The 25677-nt window shown below is 71.5% G+C and carries 21 protein-coding genes and 2 pseudogenes; 8 read left to right on the forward strand and 15 right to left on the reverse strand.

Annotated elements, in window-relative coordinates; translation table 11 throughout:
* Nucleotides 1–28 precede the first annotated feature (28 nt).
* On the reverse strand, nucleotides 29–559 hold the full coding sequence (locus ACWD5Q_RS21885) for a hypothetical protein (protein ID WP_451428703.1): 531 nt from the start codon (nucleotides 557–559) through the stop codon (nucleotides 29–31).
* Nucleotides 560–801: 242 nt separating this feature from the next.
* Between ACWD5Q_RS21885 and ACWD5Q_RS21890 the strand changes: the two genes are divergently transcribed.
* Complete coding sequence (locus ACWD5Q_RS21890) at nucleotides 802–1302, forward strand: hypothetical protein (RefSeq protein ID WP_451428704.1); 501 nt, start codon at nucleotides 802–804, stop codon at nucleotides 1300–1302.
* 282 nt (nucleotides 1303–1584) lie between these two features.
* Here ACWD5Q_RS21890 and ACWD5Q_RS21895 read toward each other — a convergent pair whose 3' ends face one another.
* Entirely contained in the window at nucleotides 1585–3009 is a 1425-nt protein-coding gene (locus ACWD5Q_RS21895) for a M1 family metallopeptidase (protein WP_451428705.1), read from the reverse strand.
* 163 nt (nucleotides 3010–3172) lie between these two features.
* Between ACWD5Q_RS21895 and ACWD5Q_RS21900 the strand changes: the two genes are divergently transcribed.
* Both ACWD5Q_RS21900 and ACWD5Q_RS21905 read left to right on the forward strand, forming a co-directional pair.
* Nucleotides 3173–4066, forward strand: coding sequence for a Gfo/Idh/MocA family protein (locus ACWD5Q_RS21900; RefSeq protein WP_451428706.1), 894 nt, complete (start codon nucleotides 3173–3175; stop codon nucleotides 4064–4066).
* Between the two features lie 72 nt (nucleotides 4067–4138).
* Nucleotides 4139–5104 carry an ATP-dependent DNA ligase gene (locus ACWD5Q_RS21905; RefSeq protein WP_451428707.1) on the forward strand — a complete coding sequence of 322 codons (966 nt, stop codon included), beginning with the start codon at nucleotides 4139–4141 and terminating at the stop codon, nucleotides 5102–5104.
* 63 nt (nucleotides 5105–5167) lie between these two features.
* Here the strand turns inward: ACWD5Q_RS21905 and ACWD5Q_RS21910 are convergent, their stop codons facing one another.
* The 3 genes from ACWD5Q_RS21910 to ACWD5Q_RS21920 all read right to left on the reverse strand — a co-directional run bounded on the left by ACWD5Q_RS21910 (nucleotide 5168) and on the right by ACWD5Q_RS21920 (nucleotide 8325).
* A complete protein-coding gene (locus ACWD5Q_RS21910; protein ID WP_451428708.1) occupies nucleotides 5168–5539 on the reverse strand; it encodes a DUF6479 family protein in 372 nt (123 codons plus the stop codon).
* A 123-nt stretch (nucleotides 5540–5662) separates the two neighbouring features.
* Nucleotides 5663–6973, reverse strand: coding sequence for an MFS transporter (locus ACWD5Q_RS21915; protein WP_451428736.1), 1311 nt, complete (start codon nucleotides 6971–6973; stop codon nucleotides 5663–5665).
* A 491-nt stretch (nucleotides 6974–7464) separates the two neighbouring features.
* On the reverse strand, nucleotides 7465–8325 hold the full coding sequence (locus tag ACWD5Q_RS21920) for a cache domain-containing protein (protein ID WP_451428709.1): 861 nt from the start codon (nucleotides 8323–8325) through the stop codon (nucleotides 7465–7467).
* Between the two features lie 395 nt (nucleotides 8326–8720).
* Between ACWD5Q_RS21920 and ACWD5Q_RS21925 the strand changes: the two genes are divergently transcribed.
* On the forward strand, nucleotides 8721–9920 hold the full coding sequence (locus ACWD5Q_RS21925) for an ABC transporter substrate-binding protein (protein WP_451428710.1): 1200 nt from the start codon (nucleotides 8721–8723) through the stop codon (nucleotides 9918–9920).
* 70 nt (nucleotides 9921–9990) lie between these two features.
* Here ACWD5Q_RS21925 and ACWD5Q_RS21930 read toward each other — a convergent pair whose 3' ends face one another.
* On the reverse strand, nucleotides 9991–11478 hold the full coding sequence (locus ACWD5Q_RS21930; RefSeq protein ID WP_451428711.1) for an FGGY-family carbohydrate kinase: 1488 nt from the start codon (nucleotides 11476–11478) through the stop codon (nucleotides 9991–9993).
* 160 nt (nucleotides 11479–11638) lie between these two features.
* On the opposite strand from ACWD5Q_RS21930, the pseudogene ACWD5Q_RS21935 reads away from it, so the two are divergent.
* A pseudogene (locus ACWD5Q_RS21935) lies at nucleotides 11639–12309 on the forward strand (AIM24 family protein).
* A 193-nt stretch (nucleotides 12310–12502) separates the two neighbouring features.
* Here the strand turns inward: ACWD5Q_RS21935 and ACWD5Q_RS21940 are convergent.
* The 3 genes from ACWD5Q_RS21940 to ACWD5Q_RS21950 all read right to left on the reverse strand — a co-directional run bounded on the left by ACWD5Q_RS21940 (nucleotide 12503) and on the right by ACWD5Q_RS21950 (nucleotide 15384).
* Nucleotides 12503–13531 carry an MASE1 domain-containing protein gene (locus tag ACWD5Q_RS21940; RefSeq protein ID WP_451428712.1) on the reverse strand — a complete coding sequence of 343 codons (1029 nt, stop codon included), beginning with the start codon at nucleotides 13529–13531 and terminating at the stop codon, nucleotides 12503–12505.
* Nucleotides 13532–13717: 186 nt separating this feature from the next.
* Entirely contained in the window at nucleotides 13718–15052 is a 1335-nt protein-coding gene (locus ACWD5Q_RS21945) for a PP2C family protein-serine/threonine phosphatase (RefSeq protein ID WP_451428713.1), read from the reverse strand.
* A complete protein-coding gene (locus ACWD5Q_RS21950; RefSeq protein ID WP_451428714.1) occupies nucleotides 15052–15384 on the reverse strand; it encodes an ATP-binding protein in 333 nt (110 codons plus the stop codon). Before ACWD5Q_RS21950 ends, ACWD5Q_RS21945 begins: the two co-directional genes overlap by 1 nt.
* 177 nt (nucleotides 15385–15561) lie before the next feature.
* Between ACWD5Q_RS21950 and ACWD5Q_RS21955 the strand changes: the two genes are divergently transcribed.
* The gene (locus ACWD5Q_RS21955; RefSeq protein WP_451428715.1) at nucleotides 15562–16188 is read left to right on the forward strand and encodes an alpha-ketoglutarate-dependent dioxygenase AlkB; all 627 of its coding nucleotides are present in this window, start codon (nucleotides 15562–15564) and stop codon (nucleotides 16186–16188) included.
* 191 nt (nucleotides 16189–16379) lie between these two features.
* Here the strand turns inward: ACWD5Q_RS21955 and ACWD5Q_RS21960 are convergent, their stop codons facing one another.
* Together ACWD5Q_RS21960 and ACWD5Q_RS21965 are read right to left on the reverse strand one after the other, a co-directional pair.
* Complete coding sequence (locus ACWD5Q_RS21960) at nucleotides 16380–17069, reverse strand: ribonuclease H family protein (RefSeq protein ID WP_451428716.1); 690 nt, start codon at nucleotides 17067–17069, stop codon at nucleotides 16380–16382.
* A 102-nt stretch (nucleotides 17070–17171) separates the two neighbouring features.
* Nucleotides 17172–17966, reverse strand: a pseudogene (locus ACWD5Q_RS21965) (VOC family protein).
* A 136-nt stretch (nucleotides 17967–18102) separates the two neighbouring features.
* Between ACWD5Q_RS21965 and ACWD5Q_RS21970 the strand changes: the two are divergent.
* Nucleotides 18103–19107 (forward strand): zinc-binding alcohol dehydrogenase family protein, encoded by a 1005-nt coding sequence (locus tag ACWD5Q_RS21970; protein WP_451428717.1) that lies wholly within the window; start codon nucleotides 18103–18105, stop codon nucleotides 19105–19107.
* An 83-nt stretch (nucleotides 19108–19190) separates the two neighbouring features.
* The gene (locus ACWD5Q_RS21975; protein ID WP_451428718.1) at nucleotides 19191–20405 is read left to right on the forward strand and encodes a PP2C family protein-serine/threonine phosphatase; all 1215 of its coding nucleotides are present in this window, start codon (nucleotides 19191–19193) and stop codon (nucleotides 20403–20405) included.
* Nucleotides 20406–20504: 99 nt separating this feature from the next.
* On the opposite strand, the gene ACWD5Q_RS21980 is transcribed toward ACWD5Q_RS21975, so the two are convergent.
* The 4 genes from ACWD5Q_RS21980 to dnaK form a co-directional block, all read right to left on the reverse strand.
* Nucleotides 20505–21380, reverse strand: coding sequence for a Cof-type HAD-IIB family hydrolase (locus tag ACWD5Q_RS21980; RefSeq protein WP_451428719.1), 876 nt, complete (start codon nucleotides 21378–21380; stop codon nucleotides 20505–20507).
* 772 nt (nucleotides 21381–22152) lie between these two features.
* On the reverse strand, nucleotides 22153–22587 hold the full coding sequence (locus ACWD5Q_RS21985) for a protease inhibitor (protein WP_451428720.1): 435 nt from the start codon (nucleotides 22585–22587) through the stop codon (nucleotides 22153–22155).
* A gap of 465 nt (nucleotides 22588–23052) precedes the next feature.
* Entirely contained in the window at nucleotides 23053–23595 is a 543-nt protein-coding gene (gene grpE / locus ACWD5Q_RS21990) for a nucleotide exchange factor GrpE (RefSeq protein WP_451428721.1), read from the reverse strand.
* 2 nt (nucleotides 23596–23597) lie between these two features.
* Nucleotides 23598–25460, reverse strand: coding sequence for a molecular chaperone DnaK (dnaK, locus tag ACWD5Q_RS21995; RefSeq protein WP_451428722.1), 1863 nt, complete (start codon nucleotides 25458–25460; stop codon nucleotides 23598–23600).
* Nucleotides 25461–25677: the final 217 nt, after the last annotated feature.

Raw genomic sequence — 25677 nt, forward strand, 5'->3', positions numbered from 1 at the left:
CGTGGCGGACAGCCCCGGCGCGCCGGGGTCAGCCCTGTCCGCGTTCCGCCTGCTCGCGCAGGAACGTGCAGATCTGTCCGGCCAGAGTCTCCGAGACACCGTCGGGACGGGCACCCGTTCCGGGCATGCCGTCCGGCGCGCTCAGATCGCCGCACCACAGATACCGGTCGGCCCATTCGTCGCCGGCTTTCACCTGTACCTGGATGTCGACGAGCTGCAGGCAGGACTCCGGGACGGCGGCATACAGCACCGCGGTCGCGCGGCGCAGCGGATACAGATCGAAGCCCTCGATGAAGTGCGAGTTGCGCCAGTCGATGAACGCGCTCTCCCCTTCGGAGCCGGCGCGGACGTCGACCTGACCGTCTTCGAGCTGGATGCCGACGACGTCCTCGCCGCGGTTTTCGACGGTCACCCGGAAGCTGAAATACGTCAGCCCCTCGGCGGCGTCGTCCCGCCCTCGCGGCGGCTCCGCCTTTTCCAGGCGATGCACGCGAATACGCAGACCGGCATGCTCCTCCGAGCATTCCTGCCAGTCGCCGATCACATGGGGCTCGCGCACAGTCCACCTCTCCGCTTCCGGCTTGCTTCCTATCCGCGCACACAACAAGGTGTCAAATGCACGGATCGCCGTGCGGCCGGCGGAATTACCCCCCTTGATCACCGATCAAGCGATGGGCAGCAAGAATCCCCCGAAGGAGTCGATTCGGGCGATCGCGCACGTGTCGCACATCACGCCCTCAGCGGGCCGGAACCGGGGCTGTCGCGGGGGGGGCCGCCCGGGCGGCTGGCACACTGCACGCCATGGCCCCGATCACGCCCGCCCGCGCACTGCGTCTGCTTCTCACCGGGCTGGTCTGTCTGACCACCGCGAGCGGCGCCCTCGTCGGGGCGCTCCTCGGCGGGGCGCGGATCGCCCTCGTCGCCGCGGCGGGCGCCGGCGCGGCGACCGCACTCGCCGCGTTCTTCTTCCGCCGACGGGCGCTGGCGTACTTCGCGGTGGCCCGGCGGCAGGCCGGGACACGCGGCTACGCCGAAGGGATAGCCCACGGCGTGCTCCTGCACATCGCCGTGTACGAGGCCGCGGTCTTCCCGCGCACGGGGCCGACGGGGGTCACCCCCGAGGAGCGGGCCGCACGGCGCACGGTCGCCTATCGGATGGCCGCGCTGGACGAGGTGCCCCGGCTGGTGCGGGAGGCCGCGGCCGACGCGCTCGCCGCGCTCGACGACGCCGACCGCGCACGGACCGAGGAGGCCCTCGCCCTCCTCGCCTCCACCGTACGGCTGGAGTACGCCCGGCCCTGAACGGCCCGGCGACCGCGTTGCCCCTGTCCCCTTCCGGTGCTCGCACGCGAAGCCGGTCGTGACCCGTCGCCGTTGAACGAGGTCATACCCGCGCCGACGTGGCAGAGGACATGACGACATGCGCACGGCGGGCTCACGGTGCCGCCGGACCGGGTGCGCGGGCTGCTCGTCGTGTCCCACTCGTCGATCGCCACGGCACGAGGCGCCCTGGAGCGGCTGATCCGCGGCAGCGGCGCGTTCGACGAGTCGGACACTCGATCACGATCTTCCGGCGGCCCTGGGTCAGGGCGCGGACGGTTTGCCCGCCGTGCCGATCCAGGTGTGGAACAGCGCGCCGAGATCCTTGCCCGACAAGCGCTCCGAGAGACGGACGAACTGGGCCGTGGCCCCGTGGCCGCCGCGGTGTTCGGCCGTCCAGGTGCGCAGGATGCGCAGGAAGACCTGGTCGCCGACGGTCGTGCGCAGCCGGTGCAGGGCCATGGCGCCCCGGGCGTAGACCGGCGTGTCGAAGATGTGGGCCCCGCTGCCCGGATCGGCGGGCGGGAAGGCCCACAGCTCGTCGCTCGCCGGGCGGGCGTAGAGCGCGTCGAAGGTCTGCTGTGCCGTCGTGCCTCCGTGCTGCTCGCTGTAGAGCCACTCGGCGTAGGTGGCGAAGCCCTCGTTGAGCCATATGTCCTGCCAGCGGGTCAGGCTGACCGAGTCGCCGAACCACTGGTGGGCGCTCTCGTGCACGAGGGTGCTCAGGTCGGGTGCGCGGTCGTAGACGGGCCGGGTCTGTGTCTCCAGCGCGTAGCCGACGTTCGTGGCCTTGTCGACGATGGCTCCGGCCGCACGGAAGGGATAGGGGCCGAAGAGCCTGCTCTCCCAGGCGAGCACGGAGGGCAGCTTCTTGAGCACGGGGGCGGCGGCGGGCGCCTCGCGCGGGTCGACCGCGTTGACGACCTGGATGCCGCCTGGGGTGGTGTACTGCTCGACGGTGAACTTCCCCACGGTCGCCGTCGCCAGGTACGCGGCCATCGGCTCGGACTGGCGCCAGTGGAACGTGGTGTGCCCGTGGGCGGTCTCCCGGCCGACGAGGACACCGTTGGAGACGGCGGTACGGCCCTGCGGGACCGTGATGGTGATGTCGTACGACGCCTTGTCCCTCGGATGGCCGTTCACGGGGAACCAGGTCATGGCGCCCTGCGGCTCGCCCGCCACGAACGCGCCGTCGTCGGTCGGGATCCAGCCGTCGAGTGAACCGTCGGGGTCGGTGACCGGCTTGGGCGTGCCCTGGTAGGTGACGGCGACCCGGAAGTCCTGGCCCTTGGGCAGCGCGTGACTCGGGGAGACGACGAGTTCCTGTCCGTCGCGGTGGAAGGACGCCTTGACGTGGTCGACGGTGACCGCGGTGACCTTCAGACCCTTGAGGTCCAGGTCGAAGCGGGTGAGGCGCTGGGTGGTGCGGGCGCGCAGAACGGCCCGGCCGTCGAGGTGGCCGGTGCCCGGGGCGTAGCCGAGGGTCAGGTCGTAATGGCTCACGTCGTAGCCTCCGTTTCCCTCGCGCGGGAAGTACGGGTCGCCCGCTCCGGCCGAGCCCACGGTGCCGGCCGCGGCGGGGCCCGCTGCGGCGATCAGGGCGGCGAGGGCGACGGGGACCGTTCCCGCGACGGCCTGCCGGGGAAGGACGGTGCTGCGTCTGCGGGGGTGCCGACGGGGTGGCGTCACGGTGACTCCTGGGGAGGGGCGCTGATCAACGGCCGTCAGCTTAGGGCGCGGCCTGGCTCCGGAATCATCTGTGTTCGGTCAAGTTCCCTGCTCTCGGGCCCGGTTGGTCCGGTCCTGGGAGCGGATCTGTTCAACCCCTCGGAGACATGATGGAGTTCGTGCCATGACAGACCTGTTGCCGCCGTGGACCGGGGAGCCCGTGCGGGTCGGGCTCGTCGGGGCGGGGCCCTGGGCGCGCGCCGTGCACGCACGGGTGCTCGCGGCCGGGCCGGAGACCCGCTTGACGGCGGTGTGGGCGCGCCGCGAGGAGGCGGCCCGCGAGATGGCGGCCCCGTACGGCGCGCGAGCCACCGCCCGGTTCGAGGAGCTCCTGGACGCCTGCGAGGCGGTGGCCTTCTCGGTCCCTCCGGCGGTGCAGGCCGAACTGGCCCGGCGGGCCGCGCGGGCGGGCCGGGCCCTGCTGCTGGAGAAGCCGCTCGGACAGGATCTGCCCTCGGCGCGGCGGCTCGCGGACGCGGTCGCGGAGGCGGGGGTGGTCTCCCAGCTCGTCCTGACCCACCGCTACCACCCCGCGGCCCGTCGGTTCCTGGCCGCCGCGCGGGCGACGGAGGTCCGCGGCGCACGCTCCAGCGGACTGAGCGGCGCCTTTCTGGGCGGCGACTTCGCGACCCCGTGGCGCCTGGAGCACGGCGCGCTGCTCGATGTGGGGCCGCATCTGCTCGATCTGCTGGACGCGGCGGTCGGTCCCGTCGTCCGGGTACGCGGCACCGGGGATCCCCGCCGCTGGATCGAGCTGACGTGCGAGCACACCACGGGGGCGGTCAGCCAGTGCTCGCTGTCCGGGTCGGTGCACGTCCCGGGGGGCGGCACCCGTGTCGAGCTGTTCGGACCGCGGCCTCCCCTGGTGTACGACTCCACCGGGCTCGACTACGAGGAGGCGTGGCCGGTGCTGCGCCGCGAGTTCGCCACGGCCGTGCGCACCGGGGTGTCCGACGGGCTGGACGCCCGGCGGGGGCTGCGGCTGCAGGAACTGATCGCTCAGGCCGCACCGGCATAGCCCGGGCGCCGTTCAGGGGAAAACGCCGGGCCGGGACGCGTGGCGGCGCCCGGCGGCGTCCACATCTGACCCGTGAGACTTCCGCTGATCGCCCCCATGCTCGCCACTCCAGGCGTCCTGCCGCCCGCCCGGCAGGACGCGCAGTGGGCGTACGAGACCAAGCAGGACGGCCAGCGGGCGGTGGTCTATCTGCCCGGCGACGGCAGCCTGGAACTGCGCGCCCGGTCGGGGGAGGTCATCACGGGGGCGTATCCCGAGCTGCGCCCGCTGGGGAGCGCGCTGGGCGCGACGCCCGCGGTGCTGGACGGGGAGGTGGTGGCGCCGGACGAGTGGGGGCGAGGGGACTTCCAGCGGCTGCAGTCCCGGATGGGACTGGCCCACTCACCGGCGCTGGCGGCGCGCCGCGCGGCGCAGGTGCCGGTGCACCTGGTGCTGTTCGACGTGATGTTCCTGCGGCACGACCTCACCCGGCTCCCCTACGCACGGCGACGGCGGGAGCTGGAGACGCTCGGGCTGGCGGGGCCGTACTGGTCGACGCCGGGCGCGATCGTGGGCCATGGCGCCCAGGCCCTCGAGGCGACCCGGGAGAGCGGTCTGGAGGGGCTGGTGTGCAAGCGGCTGGACTCGGTGTACGAGCCGGGGGTGCGGTCCCGGTCCTGGATCAAGATCCGCAACGTACGCGCCGTGGACGTGATCGTCGGCGGCTGGCTGCCCGGCCAGGGCCGGCTGTCGGGACTGCCCGGAGCGGTGCTGGTGGGGCAGCGGGAGGCGGGGCGGCTGCGCTATGTGGGCCGCGTGGGGACGGGCTGGAGCGAGGCGGAACGGGTGGAGCTGGCCCGGTTGCTCAAGGCCCTTTCGTCACGGGTGTGCCCCTTCGACCGGGATCCCCGGGTGCCGGGGGCCCGCTGGGTCCAGCCGAGACTGGTGGGCGAGGTCCGCTACAGCACACGCACCCGGTCCGGTCTGCTCAGGCAGCCGTCGTGGCTGCGGATGCGTCCGGATCTGACGCCGGAGGAGTCGGCGGCCGAGCTGCCGTGACGGGTGCCGGGGTCCGGCGGCCGGACGGACGTGCCGCTCTGTGCCGGGGCGGACGTGGGTGGCTCAGACGTGGCCCGGGCCGCCGCTGCCGAACGCACCGCTGGAACCGGGCAGCCAGCGTTTGCGGTGCTGATCGTCGCAGCGTTTGCTCGCCGCGTGATGGAGCTCGTACGGCATGAGCCGTTCGCTCTCCTGCGCGGCGCGCGGTACTTCTTCCGGTTCCCGGACCTCCCGCTCCTCGAAGACCGGGCCGGTGTCGGGCAGGTGGGGCTGTTCCTCGGGGGTGGGGGGTTCCGGTTCCCGGTCTCGTACGGTCATGCCGATCCGCACGGCCCAGATCAGTGCCCCGGAGACGACCATGCCGCCGATGAAGGCGAGGAACACGTTGACCTGTTCCCGCGACACAGCCAGGAGCACAAAGTTCATCGTATTCATGATCCGACCATACTCCCGCCGTATGGGAATCGCCTTTCCCCGGGAATTCCCCCGGAAATACGGCTGCGCACGCCCGGGAATTATCGGGCGTGCGCAGCCGTATTTCCCCGCTGGGGTGCCCGGTCAGATCCGGTAATCGCGCAGGGCCGGGGTCGCGAAGGCGAGGACGAGGGTGGCCAGGACGACCAGGAGACCGCCGCCCGCGATGGCCGCGCGCACGCCCAGGGCCGAGCCGAGCGTGCCGTGCAGGACGTCCGCGAGACGTGGGCCGCCGGCGACGACGACCGTGAACACGCCCTGCATCCGGCCCCTCATCTCGTCGGTGGCGGCCGACAGCAGGATGGCCCCGCGGAAGACCATCGAGACCATGTCGGCCACTCCGGCGGCGGCCAGGAAGACCACGGCCACCCAGAGGTTGGTGGTCAGTCCGAGTCCGGTGACGGCCACACCCCAGGCGATCACCGACACGATGACCATGAGGCCGTGGCGGCGGGCACGGGAGAACGTGCCGGACATCAGGCCGCCCAGCACCGAGCCGATCGGAATGGCCGCGAACAGCAGCCCGAGCGCGAGCCCCTCCCCGTAGGACGCGAAGGTGTCGGAGGCGAGCTGCGGGAACAGCGCCCGGGGCATGCCCAGCACCATGGCGATGATGTCGGCGAGGAAGGACAGCAACAGCACCTTGTGCAGCGACATGTAGCGGAAGCCGTCGGCTATCGCCTGCCAGCCGGAGCTGTTCTTCGCCGCCGCCGTCAGGGGCGGCAGCGCGGGGAGCCGTACGACGGCCCACACCGTCACGCACAGCGCCACGGCGTCGATCAGGTACAGCATGGACAGTCCGATCACGGGGATCAGCACACCCGCCAAGAGTGGGCCCACGACCAGGCCCGTCTGCATGACGGTGGAGCCGAGCGCGTTCGCTGCGGGGAGCTCCTCCGCCGGGACCAGTCGGGCGATGGAGGCGTTGCGGGCCGGGGCGTTGAGGCCGAAGAAGGCCTGCTGGAGGGCGAGCAGCGCCATGAGCACGAACACCGAGTCCAGACCGATGGCGGCCTGGACCCAGAAGAGCACGGAGGTGACCGCGAGACCGAAGTTGGTGAGTAGGAGGAGCCGTCGGCGGTCCATGCTGTCGGCGATCGCGCCGCCCCACAGGGCGAACAGCACGAGCGGCAGGAGACCCGCCAGACTCGCGTAGCCCACCCACGCGGAGGAGCCCGTGATGTCGTAGATCTGCTTGGGCACCGCGACGGCGGTGAGCTGGCTGCCGACACTCGTGACGATCGTCGAGGTCCACAGGCGGCGGTAGGCGGGACGGCGCAGCGGCCGGGTGTCCATCGCCCAGCGGCGCCACCCCCGCCTTTTCGCCTCCGTCTCGTCCTGCTCGTCGTCCCCCGCCGACGTGCCGTTGTCGGTCGTGCTCTCGCTCGTGTCCACGGACTTCCTAGCTGCCTCGTACATCTGATGATTCCCGGATCACTATCACCGATCGGCCCACGCGCCCGGCCGCCGGGGGCGTCCCGGCGGCCGGGCTCCGGCTCGGGCTCCGGCGATCAGCAGGCCACCCGTCGTGATCATCGTCATCGCGACCAGGGGGTCCAGCACGCGCCGGGCGGAGGGGCGGGACAGGAGGCGGCCGAACAGCCGGGCGCCGAAGCCGAGGGATGCGAACCCGCACAGACTGGCGGGCGGCGGTGGCTGATGCGGTCGTCACGGCGGCCGGGGACGCGCTCGGCACCGCATCCCGCGGCTGAGTGGACCACGGCGTATTTCTGACGGGCCGTCGACGGGTCTGGTTCCTTCGCGTGCGGCGGTCGGCACGGGAATTCCACCGCGGCGTCGGTGCATTCCGGAATGCACCGGGGCGGCGGAATGCGCGCGCGTGCGACGGCGCCCGGCCGGGTCGGGCGGTGATACGCGGGCCGGGTTCAGCGGTCCGCGACGACGAGAACGAGCGGGATGTCGTCGCACGGGACGAGCCGCAGTTCCTCGTGGCGGCCGGGGCGCGCCCCGGTGAGCACTGAGCCGAAGTCGGGCCCCTTGGTGAGCGAGCCGACCAGATGATCCGGGTCGGCCGAAGCCGCCACCCGGCCACGGGCGTTGACCAGGTGCGCCGCTTGCGGCAATTCCTTGAGCAGCGGCATCACGGCCGCCTCGAAGTGCCTCAGGTAGACGTCGGCCGCGGCGACCCCGGCGAACCGGCCCGCCACATGGACCGGCGCGGACAAGGTGAGGCTGTATTCGTCGGAGCAGAGGTAGTCGACATACGGTCCGGCGACGGCGCGGCGGCCGGTGTCGCGGGGCAGCGCGAACCAGTCCCAGTGCGTGTAGTCGGAGTACGCGGACTGCCGCGGGTCGAGGTCCAGCAGCAGCGGCCGTACCGACCCGTCGGGGCCGGTCTGCCACCACTCCAGCCAGGCCGGTACGTCGCCCAGCAGTCCCGGGGCCGCCACGAAGCCGACGCCGGAGACCAGTTCCCGCCAGGCGAGGTCACCGTGGAGGCCGGGGCGGAGCGCCGCGAGGTCAGCGGTCAGCGGGGAGCGGCCCTGGGCGGCGACACGGGTCAGCAGGGACGTGGTGTCGGCCCGGACCCGGGCGACGGTGTCGAAGACGGTTTCCAGGGTGCGGCGCACCTGGGCCGCCACGCCGGCTTCCGTGACCGCGTCGAGCGTCGCCGTGGCCGTGCCGGTGCGGCGGCCGCCGTCTCTCGCGGTGGGACTCGGGCCCGTCGGGACGGCCTGGGGGACGAGGCAGGGCGCGGCGCCGGGCTGCTGCGGGAGGTCGGACATGACCGCGACGGTATACGCCCGGTTCACCTCATTGCATCTTGACGCACCGTCAATTACTCCTGCACGCAGGGAAGTTGATCAAAATGGCGACGCTCCGTAAGGTGTTGACCACGCCGTTCCGCCCGCAGGTGTCACCCAGTCCTGCGGGCGGACTCCTGGGCGGGTCGCGCGGTCCGCCCGCCAGGCCAGGAGTGTCGTCCGAGCGCACCGTCGCGACCCGCGGCGCTCGGAGCCGCCCCGTCGCCATGTCCGCCGCCCCCAGTCCGGATGTGGTGTGCGGCCGCATGGCCGCACCCTTCGTTCGGGTCGCATGTTGCACCCCCGCGCATCCCCTGCCCCCCACCGTCACACAACTTCCCCTAATTCCCCCGCTCCCCCACACCGTGGAGATTTCCGTGCGTCTGAAGAGATCCCTCAAAGCGACGGCCGCCGCCTGCTCGCTGCTGCTCGTCGGCGGCTGCGGACTGTTCGCCGAGTCGACCGCGCCCTCGTCGACGGGCTTCAACCCGCCGGACCTCAAGGCGCTGTCGAAACTCGGGCCCACGGAAGGCCAGTTGAACCTTGTCACATGGGCGGGATATGTGGAGGACGGTTCCACGGACCCGAAGGCCGACTGGGTGACTCCCTTCGAGAGGCAGACCGGATGCCAGGTCCACGCCAAGGTGGCGGCCAGTTCGGACGAGATGGTCAAACTGATGAAGTCGGGGGCCTACGACGCCGTCTCCGCGTCGGGTGACGCCTCCCTCAGACTCATCGCCTCGGGCGAGGCGGCGCCGGTGAACACGGATTTGGTGCCCAACTACAAGGACGTCTTCTTCGGCCTGAAGAACCAGAGCTGGAACTCCTTCGACGGCACGGCCTACGGCATTCCGCACGGCCGGGGCGCCAATCTGCTGATGTACAACACGCGCGAGGTCTCCCCCGCCCCCTCGTCCTGGTCCGCGGTGTTCGACGACGCCTCCCGGTACAAGGGGCACCTCACGGCGTACGACTCACCGATCTACATCGCGGACGCGGCGCTGTATCTGCGCGAGACGCGGCCGGGGCTGCACATCCAGAATCCGTACGCGCTCGACCAGAACCAGTTCGACGAGGCCGTCGGCCTGCTGAAGAAGCAGCGGCCCAATGTCGGCGAGTACTGGAGCGACTATCTGAAGGAGGTCTCCGCCTTCAAGAGCGGCGACTCGGTCATCGGCACCACCTGGCAGGTCATCGCCAACCTCACGCAGAGCGAGGGCGTCAACGTCAAGGCGGTCCTTCCGCAGGAGGGTGCCACCGGATGGTCCGACACCTGGATGCTCTCCGCCAAGGCGAAGCATCCTGACTGCGCGTACAAGTGGATGAACTGGATCATATCTCCCAAGATCAACGCGCAGGTGGCCGAGTACTACGGCGAGGCGCCCGCCAACATCAAGTCCTGCGACCAGACCAGCGATCCGGCGTTCTGCGACACCTTCCACGCCACCGACGAGAGCTACTGGCGGGACATCGCGTTCTGGACGACGCCGATCGAGCAGTGCCTCGACGGCCGGACGAACGTCAAGTGCGTGCCGTACTCCCGGTGGGTGCAGGCCTGGACCGAGCTCAAGGGCTGAGCCGCTTCCCGGGTGGGGGCGCCGTGCCGCGCGGCGGCCCCATCCCCGCGCGGGTCGTTCACGGCGGGCCTCACCGCTGTGGGGCGTCGGCGATGGCGCGCTGATGGCGGGCGAGGGCGTGGCCGATGTCGCGGGTCGCCGGGTACAGCCGCAGGTAGAGGTCGTAGAGACCGTCGTAGCGCGACTGCCGGCGGGCCTCGGGCAGGACCCGCTGGCGCACCGGGTTCCAGAGGTCGATGTCGGCGTCGCCGACCGCGTTCGCGGCCAGGAACGCCGCCCCGTAGCTCGCACCGAGCGTCACGGTCCTGATCTCCTGTTCCAGTCCCGTGACATCGGAGACGATACGGGTCCACAGACCGCCCCGGGTGCCCCCGCCCACCGCGACAACCCTGCGGATGTCGGCACCGGCCGCGCGCATCGCCTCCACGTTGTGCCGCACCCCGAAGGCGGTGGCCTCCAGCGCGGCGCGGTACAGATCGCCGCGGGTGTGCTCCACGGTCAGTCCGGCGATCACGCCCCGGGCGTCCGGGTCGGCCACCGGGGTCCGCTCCCCCGCGAAGTAAGGCAGCATCAGCAGGCCCCTCGCGCCGACGCCGGACGCCTCGGCCTCGGCGAGGAGCGCGCCGTGCCCGGACACACCGAACAGTTCCCGCAGCCAGTCGGTGATCGCCCCGGAGGTGGCCATGCCGCCGGCGAGGCTACGCGTTCCGGGCAACGCGCCGACCGTGCTCCACAGTTGCGGCACCAGGAGTCGCTCCGCCACGGTGTTGATCAGGAACATGGTGCTGCCATACATGAGCATCAGGTCGCCGGTGTGCTGGGCACCGACACTCAACGCCTCCGACCAGGCGTCGACGGTGCCGGTGACGACCGGGATGCCGACAGGGAGTCCGGTGACGGCTGCCGCGTCGGCGGTGACCCGCCCGGCGATCTCACCGGGCCAGCGCAGCGGCGGCAGTTCGAGGTCCGGCGCGATCCGGCGCGCCCAGGGGCGGTACCACTCCTGGGCGATGGAGTCGTACAGCGGCACGGACTGGCTCGCCGAGTGGTGGTCGAGAACATAGGCGCCGGTGAGCCGGTTCACCAGCAAGGAGCTGGGCATGTACAGCCGCCGGGCGCGGGCGGTGACGGCGGGGCGGTGCTCCGCGAGCCAGGCGATCTTGGGACCCACGGCCTGGGTGGACAGCAGGGACCCGCAGCGCTGCAGGACGGCGTCGGAGCCTAGCTCGGCGTCGAGACGGGCGATCTGGGCGGTGGCGCGGGTGTCGACGCCGTACAGGATGGCCGGGTGCAGCGGCGTGTCGTTCTCGTCGGCCAGGGCGACACACGGGCCCATGCCGCTGACACCCACCGCCTCGACGGCGGTACCGGCCGGCGCCAGCTCGCGGGCGAGGGAGGCGAACTCGTCCCACCAGAGAGCCGTGTCCATCTCGACATGGCCCGGCCTCGGCCGGCTGACCGTGTGCGGTCGCACCGCCGTGCCGAGCACCCTCCCGTCCGCGCCGACCAGCACTCCTTTGCCGCTGGACGTACCGATGTCGACTCCGAGCACCGCCATGTGCTTTCCGTCCTTCGCCTCGTGACCTCCGGGACATCGTTCCCCTCCCGCGGGGCGGGCACGGACCGAAACGCAGAAGCCGGCGCGTCCCCAGGGCTGTTGCCGTTTCAGGACATCGCCGAGCTTGGCGGAGCGTGATCTTCCGGGACACCATGCGCTCATGAAGGGTGATCTCTTTTCCAGCGACCTCATGGTGCAGCCGGCCGACGGGCCGGGCATGTCCGTACAGAACGCCAAGTCCATCCGGTACGTGGTGGGCGGCGAGATGCTCGCGCGGCAGGGCGCGATGGTCGCCTACGCGGCAATCTGCAGTTCGAACGCAAGGGCCAGGGCGTGGGCGGGATGCTCAAGCGGGCCGTCACCGGTGAGGGGCTGCCGCTGATGGTCGTACGCGGCCAGGGCGAGGCGTGGTTCGCGCACGAGGCGCAGAACTGCTTCATCGTGGACGTCGAGCAGGGCGAAGAGTTCACTGTCAACGGGCGCAATGTGCTGTGCTTCGACGCGACGCTGTCGTACCGGATCCAGACCGTGAAGGGTTCGGGCATCGCCGGCGGCGGGCTGTTCAACAGCGTGTTCACCGGGCACGGCCGACTGGGGCTGGTCTGCGAGGGCAACCCGCTCGTCATACCCGTCTCGTCCCAGCAGCCCGTCTACGTGGACACCGACGCGGTGGTGGGCTGGACGGCGCGGCTGCACACCTCGCTGCACCGGTCGCAGTCCATCGGGTCGATGCTGCGCGGGGGTTCGGGGGAAGCCGTCCAGGTGAAGCTGGACGGCGAGGGCTACGTGGTCGTACGGCCCAGCGAGGTGATCCCGCAGAAGGAGCACTGACCGCGGGGGCCCCGCCGGGCGGCGCGGCCGTGTCCGGCCCGACCGGCGGACACGGCGTGGGCGGCCCTCACATGGACGGCCGCCCCTGCCACGTCGACCGTCCTGTACTCGGCGCCGCTCGCGCCGTACAGGTCGGCGGCGGCCTTCAGCGTCGCGGTGCGGGCGTCGGTCCTGCGATGGTGCCGTCGATCGATCACGACGGTCGGGCCCGTCCGCCGTTGTCCTCCTGGTCCTCCTGGTCGTCCTGGCCGTCGTCGCGGAGCATCGGTGGGTCGGCGGTGTCCGATGCGATCCTCGTCTCCATCTCGGAGAGCCGCCTGCAGGTCTGCTCGATCTTCTCCCGGGTCTGGTCTCGCTCGGTGATGGCTGCGGCGAGCAGCAGCGCGGTCAGTGCGGCGGCGCCGTTGAACACCTGAAGGACGATCATGTTGGTGAGCAGGGTGTGCCCGGCGAACGAGCCCGATCCGCGGGTGGCGGCGACGATCGCAAAGGTGCATACGGTCAGCGCGCAGGGTGCGGCACCGGCGCGCTGGAAGCGGAAGGCTGCCCAGGTCAGCAGCGGGAAGGCGGGGACGAGCAGCGGTGCCGGAAGGGTCTCGAGGAAACCGACGCCGATGGTGGTGGCCACAAGCAGCGCTCCCTCCGCCCATCGTGATGCCGGCACGTCCTTCGGCCAGCGCGCCGAGCGGAGGACGAGCACCACTGGCGCGATCAGCAAGACGCCCATCGCGTCGCCGGTCCACCAGACCCACCACGTCGGCCAGAACCCGCCGGCGGGCAGCGCGCGAACGAGGAGCAGGGTGCTGCTGCCCACTGTCGCGCTGACGAGCATGCCGGTGAACGCGCCGAGGAAGACCAGCGCGAGCGCGTCCCGGAAGCGGTTCATCCGGGTGTGGAATCCGGCATGGCGCAGCAGCGCGTAGGAGCACAGGGGTGCGAGTGTGTTGCCCGTCGTGATCGCGAGCACGGCGGGGATCGACGGCCCGAGTCGGATGTTGATCAGGAATGCGCCGAGTGCGATCCCGGGCCAGACGCGCGGTCCGAGGAGGAGCAGGCCGGCCAGGGCGATGCCGGTCGGGGGCCACAGCGGTGTGACCTGGCCGCGCACGAGTTGCTGGAGCAGTCCCAGCTTGCCTGAGGCGTAATACAGCGCGGCGACCGCGCAGATCTTGAGCGCCGCCGCGCCGCCGCGCCGGAGCCGGTCACGGCATCCGCCAGTCATCGGATTTCTCCCTCGGCCTTGCCCCGTAGTCCATCGTCCGTCGATGGCGTCAGGTCCACCACGCCGCCGCTGATCTGTATGGCCCTTCACACAGTGTTCTGTCGCGATTCCGCCGTGTGACTGTTGTGGATGGCGTTGCGTGCCGATGGTCCCGTCCCAGCCGGGCCGCTGCGGCTGTCCGCCGCTTCAGCGCGGGGTGCGCAGGGCGAGGATGGCCATGTCGTCGTGCCCGTCGCTGGGATGGTGGTCGGCCAGGGCCTGCACGAGGTCTTGCAGGGGCAGGGCCGCGTGGGCGATGGCGAGTGCGGCAAGCTCGTTCAGGCTCTCGTCGATGGGGTGGTCGGGGTGTTCGATGAGCCCGTCGGTGAAGAAGACCACGGTGGCACCCCGGGGAAGGGGGTGGGTGTGGTCGGGACGGTACTGCCCACTGTCGACGTTCAGCGGTAGTCCGGGCTCCGCGAACAGGTATTCCGCTCGCTGGTCCGGGGTGATCAGCAGAGGGGGGACGTGGCCCGCGGAGCTCCAGTGCAGCCTCCAGGCTGCTCCCGCGGGTTCGATGCGGGCCAGGCTGGTGGTGGTGACGGGGTTGTCGGTGATGGCCTCAAGGGCGTGGTCGAGGTGGGCGAGGACCGCGCTGGGCGGCGTGCACAGGTCGAACAGCAAAGCGCGCAGCATATTGCGGGTGGAGGCCATGGCGGCCGCGGCTTGCAGGTCGTGGCCGACCACGTCGCCGATGACGACCGCCACCGCGCCGTCGGGCAGCAAGATGGCGTCGTACCAGTCGCCGCCCAGCGGGCTGGGCTCGGCGGCGGGCCGGTAGATGGCTGCGGCGTCAAACGGCCGCAGGTCGGGCAGGGTCGGCAGCGAAAGCCGCTGGAATTGCTCGGATCCGGCACGGACCTGCTCGAACAGGCGGACGTTGTCGATCGCGATGCCGGCGGCACCGGCCAGGGCGATGACGATGTTCTCGTCGTGGCCGTCGAAGAGCTCACCGTCGCGTCGCTCGGACAGGTAGAGGTCGCCATAGATTTCGCCGCGGACTTTGATGGGGACGCCGAGCAGGGTGCGCAGGCGCGGGTGGCCGGGCGGGAAGCCGGCCGAGGCGGGGTGGGAGGAGATGTCGTCGACCCGCAGGGTTTCGGGGTGACGGATCAGGTGCCCGAGCAGCCCCAGACCGCGAGGGAACCCCACCTCGGCCAGGTCGGCGCGTTCCTCCTCGGTCAGGCCGGCGACGATGAACTGCGCCAGGTATTCGCCGGACTCGTCGAGTACTCCCAGTGCCCCGTAGCGGGCGTCGGTCAGGTTCATGGCGGTGGTCACGATGCGGTACAGCACCGCGGGCAGCTCCAGCTCCCGGGTGATGGCCACCACCGCGTCCAGGAGGCCCTGAATCCGGTCTTTGGCGATGGAAAGGGCGCGCAGCTGCCCCTCGATCCGGTCCAGCGCTGCGTCCAGACGCTCCAGCAGGTCGGGAGGGTGCGGCCGCTTCGGTCCTCCCCCCTCCTCCTTGCCGCCCGCCATCACGATCCCCTGGTGGACCGGTAGTCGCTCTCGGTGGCCTTCAGTCGGTAGGAGTCGGTGCCGGTCTGGATCAGGGTCCCGTCGAAGGTGAGCCGGTCGGCGATCGCCGCGCAGAGCCCAGGGTCGGTGAACGTGTTGTCCCACTCGCTGAAGGGGGCGTCGGAGGCCACCGCGGTGGCCTTTCGCTTCCACGGCACCGGAGACGCCAACGCCTCGGCCACGGTGTTCCGGCTCACCCGGTATCGCTGGGCCGACGCCTGCGCCGACACCGCCGGGTCCGCCCGGCGGTCACGACGGCTCCGCTCATACAGCCACTCACGCGAGCGGTACACCCCGGCCTCCTGACACGACCATGATCAAACAAGACAGCACGACATGGCAAGACAGCCCACACCACCCATTACTCTGAACGCGACATGCCATACTAGAACAAACTAAGCTAAAGCGACATATTGGACACTCTGGCCGCAAACAGAACACATTTTCGAATCGAGGGGTACGCTGCCCCCATGGCCACGCATCTCCAGGGCTCGCTGTTCGACCAGACCGACGACCTCCGGCTCGCCCCGCTCGACGGGCTGCGGCGGACCCCGCTCGGCGCCGGTGCCTGGATCGACCTGCTCCCGGGGTGGCTCAGCGGGGCCGACGCATTGTTCGAACGGCTGGCCGCCGAGGTGCCCTGGCGGGCCGAGCGACGGCGGATGTACGACCACACGGTGGACGTGCCACGCCTCCTCGCCTTCTACCACCCGGGCGAGCCCTTGCCGGTCCCCGTGCTGGAGGAGGCGCGCGACGCCCTGTCCACGCACTACGCGGACGAGCTGAGGGAACCCTTCGTCACGGCCGGGCTCTGCTACTACCGGGACGGCCGCGACAGCGTGGCCTGGCACGGGGACCGGATCGGCCGCGGCGCACGCGAGGACACCATGGTCGCCATCCTCTCCGTGGGCGCTCCCCGCGACCTGGCCCTCAGGCCGCACGGCGGCAGGGAGGCCCTGAGACATCCGCTCGGGCACGGCGATCTGGTCGTCATGGGCGGAAGCTGCCAGCGGACATGGGAGCACGCGGTACCGAAGAGCACCCGGGCGACCGGTCCCCGGATCAGCATCCAGTTCCGGCCGCGAGGAGTGAACTGAGCTCGCTCAGGGTTCAGTTGTGCCTGGACGACAGGGGCGTACCGCTCGACGATCACCTCGACGTCCACGGCGCGCAGAGGCCACCGCACCGGACAGGGCTCGGTCCGAGGGCGGCCAGGGTACGGCCGCGGCTCAGGACGGCGACGACGGCGAGGGCGACGCCGTCCAAGGGCCGACCCGCCGATGCGACCCTAACCGTCGCCGGTCGTGCGGCACTCCGGGTGGCCCCAGCCCTGGGCGTTCTTGGCGATGGGGTCGCCGGCCGCGTACGGGCGACCACAGACGCAGCGGCCGGAGAACTTGGCGTTGAGCGTGCGGCCGGAGCTGCGCTTCCTCGCGGGCGCGCCGCGCCGGGCCGGGGCGGCTGCCGCCGGAGCGGGCGAGGGCGGCGGCTCCGGGGAGCCGTGCTCGCTGCCCGCCGGCTGCTGGACGGTGGCCGCCTGGCTCGCGGCGCGGTCCGCGAAGTCGTTGAGGCGGTCCCCGCCCACCTGGTGCGCGGGGACGTAGCGGAACTCGACCTCACGGCCGTCGAGCAGCGCGTCGATCCGCACGACCAGGTCCTGGTTGGCGACGGGCTTGCCGGCGGAGGTCTTCCAGCCGTTGCGCTTCCAGCCGGGCAGCCAGGTCGTGACGGCCTTCATCGCGTACTGGGAGTCCATCCGGATCTCCAGCGGGACGGCCCGGTCGACGGCGGTCAACAGGCGTTCCAGCGCGGTCAGTTCGGCGACGTTGTTGGTCGCCCTGCCCAGCGGGCCGGCTTCCCAGCGGCCGGGGATCTCGTCGTCGGCGGCGACGACCCAGGCCCATCCGGCAGGTCCGGGGTTTCCCTTCGAAGCCCCGTCACACGCGGCCACAACTCGTTCAGGCATGCCTCCGATCATGCCACGGTCCGGTGACCGCACCGGGGCCCGGGTCGGGCCGAGAGCCCGTCACCCGCACCCCGGCCGAGTCACCGCAGTCGCCTCCCGGGGCTCGCCCGCCGCCTACACCGCGGTCATGGGCGGCATCTCGCCCTGGGCGGCGGTGACGTCGATGACGGAGAAGTTGGCGCCCTGGGGATCGCTCAGCGCCGCGAACCGGCCGAAGGGGCTGTCCATCGGGCCGAACCGCAGGATCCCGCCGTGCCCCACCGCCCGCTGGACCGCGGCATCGCAGTCGCCGACGGTGAAGTACACGTTGACGTAGGGCGGGACCTCCGGCGGGAAGTCGTCGGTCATCCTCATGCGGCCGAGCACGGGAGCGCCGTCCAGTTCGAAGACGCGGAAGTCGATCGCCTCGTCCTGGATCTGCTTGGCCCGGTAGGGGAAGACCGCGGGGAAGAACGCGTCGGTCTTCTCCGGTTCGCGGGTGAAGACCTCGGCCCAGCAGTACGCGCCGGGCACACCCGTGGCCTCGAAGCCCTCGTGGGTGCCCGCCTGCCAGAGGCCGAAGACGGCGCCGCTCGGGTCGCGGGCCAGGGCCATGGTGCCGAAGTCGCCGACCCGCATCGGCTCCATCAGTACGTCGCCGCCCTCCTCCCGGACCTTCCGTGCCGTCGCCGCGGCGTCCGCCGCCGCGAGGTACAGGCACCACGCGGACTGGCCTTCCTGCCCCGGCATGGGCGGTACGACCGCGGCGACCGCCTTACCGTCGGCGTACGCCTACGTGTAGTGGCCGTACTCGGCGGCCGACTCGCCGAACGTCCAGCCGAGGACGTCGCCGTAGAAGTGCTTGGCGCCCTCGATGTCGCTGAACATCGCATCCGCCCAGCAGGGCGTTCCCTCGGGTGGTACCGCCATCGCGTCCGCCCCTTCCCGGTTCGACGGCTCCGGTTCCGTACCCCACGGTAGTCAGGTGCGGGGCGTGCCGCGCGCCGGCGTGCGCACCTGCCCGACACTGGAACGGAGGCAGTCGTCGAGGGACGGGGATCGGACGATGCGCGCTTGGGTTGTGGACCGGCCGGGCCCGATCGAAGGGGAGCCGCTGCGGTTCGTGGAGCGGCCGGTCCCGGTGCCGGGGACCGGCGAGTTGCTGGTGCAGGTGCGGGCGTGCGGCGTGTGCCGTACGGATCTGCACGTCGCCGAGGGCGACCTGCCGGTACACCGGCCGGGGGTGACGCCCGGGCACGAGGTGGCGGGCGTGGTGGCCGCGGTGGGAGCGGCGGCGGGCCCATGGGCCGTCGGCGACCGGGTCGGGGTCGCCTGGCTGCGCCGTACGGACGGCACCTGCCGGTACTGCGTGCGGGGAGCTGAGAACCTGTGTCCCGGCTCCGAGTACACCGGCTGGGACGCCGACGGCGGATACGCCGAGTACACGACGGTGCCCGCCGCCTTCGCCTACCGGCTGCCGGCGGACGTGGACGACGTGGCGCTGGCGCCGCTGCTGTGCGCGGGCATCATCGGCTATCGGGCGCTGCTGCGGACATCGCTGCCGCCGGGCGGGCGGCTGGGGCTGTACGGGTTCGGCGGCAGCGCCCATCTGTGCGCCCAGGTCGCGCTGGCACAGGGGGCGACCGTGCACGTCCTGACCAGGGACGAGGCGTCGCGGCGGCTCGCGCTCGACCTCGGGTGCGCGTCGGCGGGCGGTGCCTACGACCAGCCGCCGGAGCCGCTGGACGGGGCGATCCTGTTCGCGCCCGCCGGGGAGCTGGTCCCGGTGGCGCTGCGGGCGCTGGACCGGGGTGGCGTGCTGGCGATCGCGGGCATCCATCTGAGCGACATCCCGGTGCTGCGCTACGAGAGTGAGCTGTTCTACGAGAAGGAGGTGCGCAGCGTCACCTCGAACACACGGGACAACGGCCGGGAGTTCCTGGACCTCGCCGCGCGGTACGGCGTCCGCGCGACGACGCATCCGTACCCGCTGTCGCAGGCGCAGCGGGCCCTCGGTGACCTGAAGGCAGGGCGTTTCGACGGGGCGGCCGTCCTGGTGAACGACCTCTGAGGGGGTCGAGGGTGGCGCGGATGCGGGCCCGGCCACCCCGTACGTGGATGGACTCGGGAGGAGTGTTTCGCGGAGGTGGCGCTGTGGGCGTTGAGGACGCTGCAGACCCGCCGCACGGCATGGAGGACGCTGTCGAGTCGATCGGTACGACGCTCGACGAGCGGACCACGTGCGAGGAGCTGGCCGCCTATGTGTGCGACCGGGTGGGCGACGCCGCCGCCGTGGATCTGCTGCCCGAGGACGCCGTGCCCGCACCGCCCGCCGCCGAGCCCCCGCCCGACCTGGAGCGGATCGCCACGGCAGGGCGCACCGATCTGCTCGCGGGGTGGAACACGCACGACGCCCGCCCGCTGTCGGCGCGTGCGCTGGACGAGGGACATCCGGTCACCGCGTCGCCGTGCGGTTCGGCGGATGTGCCACGGCAGGTGCTGACCGTGCCACTGCTGGGGCGCGACCGGTCGTACGGGGTGCTGCTGGCGGTGCGGCAGGGCCCGCCGTTCTCGGACCGGGACATCGCCGTCGCGCGCTTCGCGGCCCGGCTGGCGGCTGTGCACCTCGGGCACGCGCGGCAGCACTCGGCGGTGCGCGGAACCGTGTTCCGCCTCCAGCGGGCGCTGCTGGCCGAGCCAGGGCGGCCGCATCCCAATCTGGACCTGGCCACGCGCTATCTGCCCGCGGGCGGCGGGACCCTGGTGGGCGGGGACTGGTTCGAGACGGTGCGGCTGCACTTCGGGCGGACCCTGCTGGTGATGGGGGATGTGATGGGGCACGGACTGGACGCGGCGGTCGACATGAACGCCTACCGCTCGATGCTGCGTTACATGGCCTCCACGGATCTGCCGCCGCACCGGGTGCTGCGCCGGCTGGACTCCGCCGTCAGCGAGGAGGGGACCCGTCGGCCGGCCACCTGCCTGCTGGTCCAGATGGACCCGGCGCGCGGCACGGCATCGCTGACCAGCGCGGGGCATCTTCCGCCGGCCCTGTTCGCGGGCGACGGCACCGGCGAGTTGCTGGACGTGCCGACCGGGCCGCCGCTGGGGACGGGGATCGGCGGCTATGAGCCGACCGTGCGCGCGCTCACGCTCCAGGACACGTTGTTGCTGTTCACGGACGGTCTGGTGGAGCGCCGCAAGGAGGACATCGATGTGTCGCTGGCCCGGCTGGCCGGGCTGCGGGTGCGGCCCGGAGCCGGCGTGGAGGAACTGCTCTCGGACGTCCTGGACCGCATGGACGCCCGGCACGCGGAGGACGACGTGGCCGTCCTGGCGGCCCGTATCCTGCGCCGTCCGGACGTGTGAGGGCCGCTGCCGCGGAGTCCGATCAGCTCGCGGCGGCTGGTGCCTTGCGAGCGTGCGTGCCAGACGCCGCGAGCCGGGCGCCCCTTTTGTTCGGAGCTCTCAGGAGGTGGGCAGGTGCAACAGGCGGGTGATCGTGCGCAGGACGCCGTTCTCCGTGTTGGGGGGCGCCAGGTGACGGGCCCGTCGGATCACGTCCGGGTGGGCGTTGGCCATGGCGAAGGACCACTCGGCCACGTCGAGCATTTCGAGGTCGTTGAGGTAGTCGCCGAACACCATCGTCTGCGCGGGCGTGATGCCCAGTTCGTGCTGGAGCCGGCGTAGGGCGGCGCCCTTGTTGGCGGTGGCGTTCATGATGTCGACCCAGTGCAGGCCCGAGACGACCACCTGGTGCGTCGAGGTGAAGGGCTCCAGGACGGGGGCGGTGGTCCGCTCCACGGATCCGAAGTCGAAGAGGGCCACCTTGAGGAACTCGTCCTCGACGGCGGTGAGGTCCTCCACCGTCTCCAGCAGGGCGTAGTACCGCTTGGCCTCGGCCAGGAAGGCGTCGTCGGTCCGCTCCACGTAGGCCGACCTCTTCCCGCACAGCACCGCCCCGACGTCCACGCCGTCGGCCGCGAGGCGGCGCGTGGTGGAGACGACGCGGTGGGCCACCGCCGCGTCCAGCGGATCGGAGCCGAGTTCGACCCCGTCGCGCACCACATAGGTGCCGTTCTCCGCGATGAAGACCATTCCGTCGCGCGCGTCGGCGAACTGCTCCGCGAGTGTCGCGTACTGGCGGCCGCTGGCAGGGCTGAAGAGCACGCCGCGCCGGCGCAGTTCGGCGAGGAGCGGCCACAGGCCCTCGGGTATCCGCCCGTCGCCGTCGAGGAGCGTGCCGTCCATGTCGGTGACGACGAGCCGGATGTCGACGGGATCGCTCGGGAGATCGGGGGTGGTCCCGGCGGTGGTGAGAAGAGACGAGGGCGTGACGGACATGTCCTGCTTTCTGATGGGGGCGAGGGGTACCGGCAGCGGAGGCGGGGGCTGCGTCCGCGCCGGAGGATCAGTCGCTCCGGGCGTGGGTGCGCAAGGCGGCGCGTGGCGCGGCGGCAGGGAGGGCGGGTCCGGCGTCGGCGGTCATCCGGTGCACCGTCCCGGCAACCGGTGCGCACGCGGGGTCGTAGACGGTCCGGCGGGTCGGCTCCCGCGGCGGAGCAGCGCTCGGTACGGCGGCCACGGCGAGCGCTCGGTGGATTCCATCTCACCTCTCGCGGTCACGTTGTGTCGTCGTCGGCGCCGTTGCCTGGTCGTCGCCCCATCGTAAGCGCTCTGCCGGACCTGCGGCGGCGGGCCGCCGGGCGCCACCCGGGGCCCGGCCGGCGGCACTCTCCCGGCGGTCCGTCTCATCGGCCACGCGCGGGTGCCGCTACGGAGGGAGCCGGCACGCAGTCCTCTCCGGGAGGGCATCCGCGCGGTGCGGACCGACATCCGGAGCCGCGTCGGTCACCCGGCACGCCGACGTCCAGGGCGTCGCCCAGCACCCGCTGACGTCCGGTCGTATACGACGTCGTCTCGCGCTGCGGACGCCGCGCAGTGGGGGTAGGGGGAGGGGGCCATCCAGAACACATGATTCCGGGGGCCGGCCGGACGGCCCCACTCCGTCCGGCCGGCCCCCGCTGCGAGATCTCACGGTCGCCACGACAGGGCTCGCACTCCCCAGTTACAAGCCCGCGGTCCAACGCGCGCGGTGATCGCGCGATCCCGGTCCTCAGAACGCGAAGAGGGCGGTCCCGTAGGAGCTCTTCACGCACTCATTGGCGAAGGTGCGTTCGTAGTCGACGCGCTTGCCCTGCCACACGCCCTGCACCGTGACGACGACGGGGTCGTACAACTTGGCGCAGAAGACACCCTCTCGGACCGGCAGAGCGTCGAGGTCGCCTCCGACGGCACGCAGGTCGGCGCAGGCGTCAGCGGCGGCGGGATGCGTGCCCGAGGCGCTTGGGGCGCAGGTCAGCGTGACCGCGCGCTGAGGCGTGGCGGTGGCGGTGCTCTGCCCGTGACCCGTGGTCAGGACGAGGGCCGAGGGGGCGTACAGAGAGGCGGGGGCGGCGTTCGGGGCGGCGAGCGCGGACCCCGTGAGGGGGCCGCAGACGGCGGTGGCCGCGAGGGTGAGGGTCGCTGCCCAGCGCGCGGTGTTCGGCATTGTGTGCATCCTTCCGCTCGTATCGAAGTGACGTTTCAGCTCCGGCGGTACGTGGGCCGGAGCCGCGACGTCCGGTGCCGGTTCGGCGAGCGGGAGTCTGCCGAGTCCGCGCCCGAAACTCACATCGACCCCCCGGGTTTCGGTAACTTTGAGTATTGAATCAGTGGCGTGAAGTCACGGAACTGCCTCGCTCACCCCTTGAAACTGCGCGGTTACCGCCCGTCCGGAGTCGTCGGATGGCTGGTTTCCCATGGCTGGGCAATCGGCCTGAAACATTTCGTTCACCCGTCCCGGTAAGCGCTGTCTTCCGCCGCTGCCCGTAGGGCGCGTGGAGCGCGGCACCGAGCGGGAGCCCCCGAGCCCACTGCCCCCCGATCCGCCCCCGGGCCGGAAGTCGTCGTGACCCACGGCCGTGCGGCCGTGGGTCACGGTGACGGGCCGTCCGTCGAGAGGACGGGTTCCCGGCTACGGCCGCCACAGCGCGGCCGGCCCTCCTGGCCCCAGGCACCTGTCCCCGTCGTGCCCCGCCCCGGTCCACCCGCCGCCCACCGTGCCGCCCGCCGGGGGCGGTCCGGTGACCGTGACGCGCGCGGGGCGCAGCAGCCGGTCGCCCACGCGGTACCCGAGGCTGAGGACCTCGGTGCAGATCAGCCACTCCGCATCCGCGACGACGACGTGCGTCACCGCCTCGTGGCGCGTGGGGTCGAAGGGCTCGCCCTCCGCCCCGAACGCCTGGAGGCCCAGGGACCCCACCTGGGTCTCCAGCACGTCGACGACGGCCTTGAGGCCGGGGGGCACGGCCCCCTGCCTTCGGGCCGCCTCCACGGCGTCGAGCACCGGCAACAGCGCCCGCAGCACGTTCTCCGTCGCGATCTCGCGCACCGCCATACGGTCGCGCCGCACCTGCTTGCGGTAGTTGTCGTACTCGGCCTTCACCCGCTGCAGGTCGGCGGTGCGCTCGTCCAGCAGACGTCGCAACTCCGTGCTCTGCGGCTGGATCCGGTCCATGGTCAACCCGCCCGCGAGGTGTCGTCGTCATCCACGATCTCGGCATCCACCACGTCGTCGCCGTCCTTGGCGCCGCCGGCGGCCGCGCTCTGCTCCGACGCCGTGCCGCCCTCGGTCCGCGCCCGCTCGTACAAGGCACTGCCGATCTTCTGCGCCGCGGCGGCCGCCTTGTCCAGGGCCTGGCGGATCTCCGCGGTGTCCTCGCCCTTCAGCGCCTCCTTCAGTTCGGCCAAGGCGCTCTCCGTCTCGCTCCGCGCGTCCCCCGGGACCCTGTCCTTGTTGTCCTTGATGAGCTTCTCGGTCTGGTAGACGAGTTGTTCGGCCTGGTTGCGGGTCTCGGCCGCCTCACGCCGCCTGCGGTCCTCCTCGGCGTGCTGCTCGGCCTCGCGGACCATGCGGTCGATGTCGTCCTTCGGCAGCGCGGAGCCGCCGGTGACGGTCATCTTCTGCTCCTTGCCGGTGCCGAGGTCCTTCGCCGCGACGTGCATGATGCCGTTGGCGTCGATGTCGAAGGACACCTCGACCTGCGGGACGCCACGCGGCGCCGGCGGCAGACCGGTCAGCTCGAACATGCCGAGCTTCTTGTTGTAGGCCGCGATCTCGCGCTCGCCCTGGTAGACCTGGATCTGCACGGACGGCTGGTTGTCCTCGGCCGTGGTGAAGATCTCGGACCGCCTGGTCGGGATCGTGGTGTTGCGCTCGATCAGCTTGGTCATGATGCCGCCCTTGGTCTCGATGCCGAGGGACAGCGGGGTCACGTCGAGGAGCAGGACGTCCTTGACCTCACCCTTGAGGACACCGGCCTGGAGCGAGGCACCGACGGCCACGACCTCGTCGGGGTTGACGCCCTTGTGCGGCTCCTTGCCGGTCAGCTCCCTGACCAGGTCCGTCACCGCGGGCATCCGGGTCGAGCCGCCCACGAGGATCACATGGTCGACGTCGGACACCTTGATCCCGGCGTCCTTGACCGCCTGGTGGAAGGGGCCTTTGCAGCGGTCCAGCAGGTCGGCCGTCAACTGCTGGAACTGGGCGCGGGTCAGCTTCTCGTCCAGGTGCAGCGGCCCCTCCGACGATGCCGTCACATAGGGCAGGTTGATGCTCGTCTCGGACGAACTCGACAGCTCGATCTTGGCCTTCTCCGCGGCCTCGCGCAGCCGCTGCACCGCCATCTTGTCCTGGGACAGGTCGATGCCGTACCCGTTCTTGAACAGCTTGACCAGGTGGTCGACGATCCGCTGGTCCCAGTCGTCACCGCCGAGGCGGGTGTCGCCGTTGGTGGCCTTGACCTCGATGACCCCCTCGCCCATCTCCAGAAGCGACACGTCGAAGGTGCCGCCGCCGAGGTCGAAGACGAGGACCGTCTGGTCGTTCTCCTTGTCGAGCCCGTACGCCAGCGCGGCCGCCGTCGGCTCGTTGATGATCCGCAGGACGTTCAGGCCGGCGATCTCCCCGGCCTCCTTGGTGGCCTGTCGCTGGGCGTCGTCGAAGTACGCGGGCACGGTGATCACCGCGTCGGTGACATCCTCACCCAGATAGGCCTCCGCGTCCCGCTTCAGCTTCTGCAGGACACGCGCGGAGATCTCCTGTGCCGTGTACTTCTTGCCGTCGATGGTGCCGCTCTCCGGGAAGCGCCACGACTGGTCGCCCATGTGGCGTTTGACGGAGCGCGCGGTCCGCTCGACGTTGGTCACCGCCTGCCGCTTGGCGACCTCGCCGACCAGCACCTCGCCGTTCTTGGCGAAGGCCACGACCGACGGCGTGGTCCGGGCGCCCTCGGTGTTGGTGATGACGGTGGGCTCGCCGCCCTCCAGGACCGAGACCACCGAGTTCGTGGTGCCGAGGTCGATACCGACCGGACGTGCCATGGGGGCTCTCCCTCCTTCGTCCCTCGTTGTCCGTTCTCGTCAGATGTCGCGTTCTCTCCGCGCCGGTCCGGGACACGGCGGCGGAACGGGGCGGCCTTGGAGCCGCTCGCCGCCGTCCGTCCATGGCGCCTCGCGGCACCCCTCCGGGCTGCGGTTTTGTCCCGACTTCCCTACTTGCCTGAATAAAACTTGAGTGTCCTCTTGTCAAGGCGATTCC

The sequence above is a fragment of the Streptomyces sp. NPDC002513 genome (assembly GCF_053595355.1).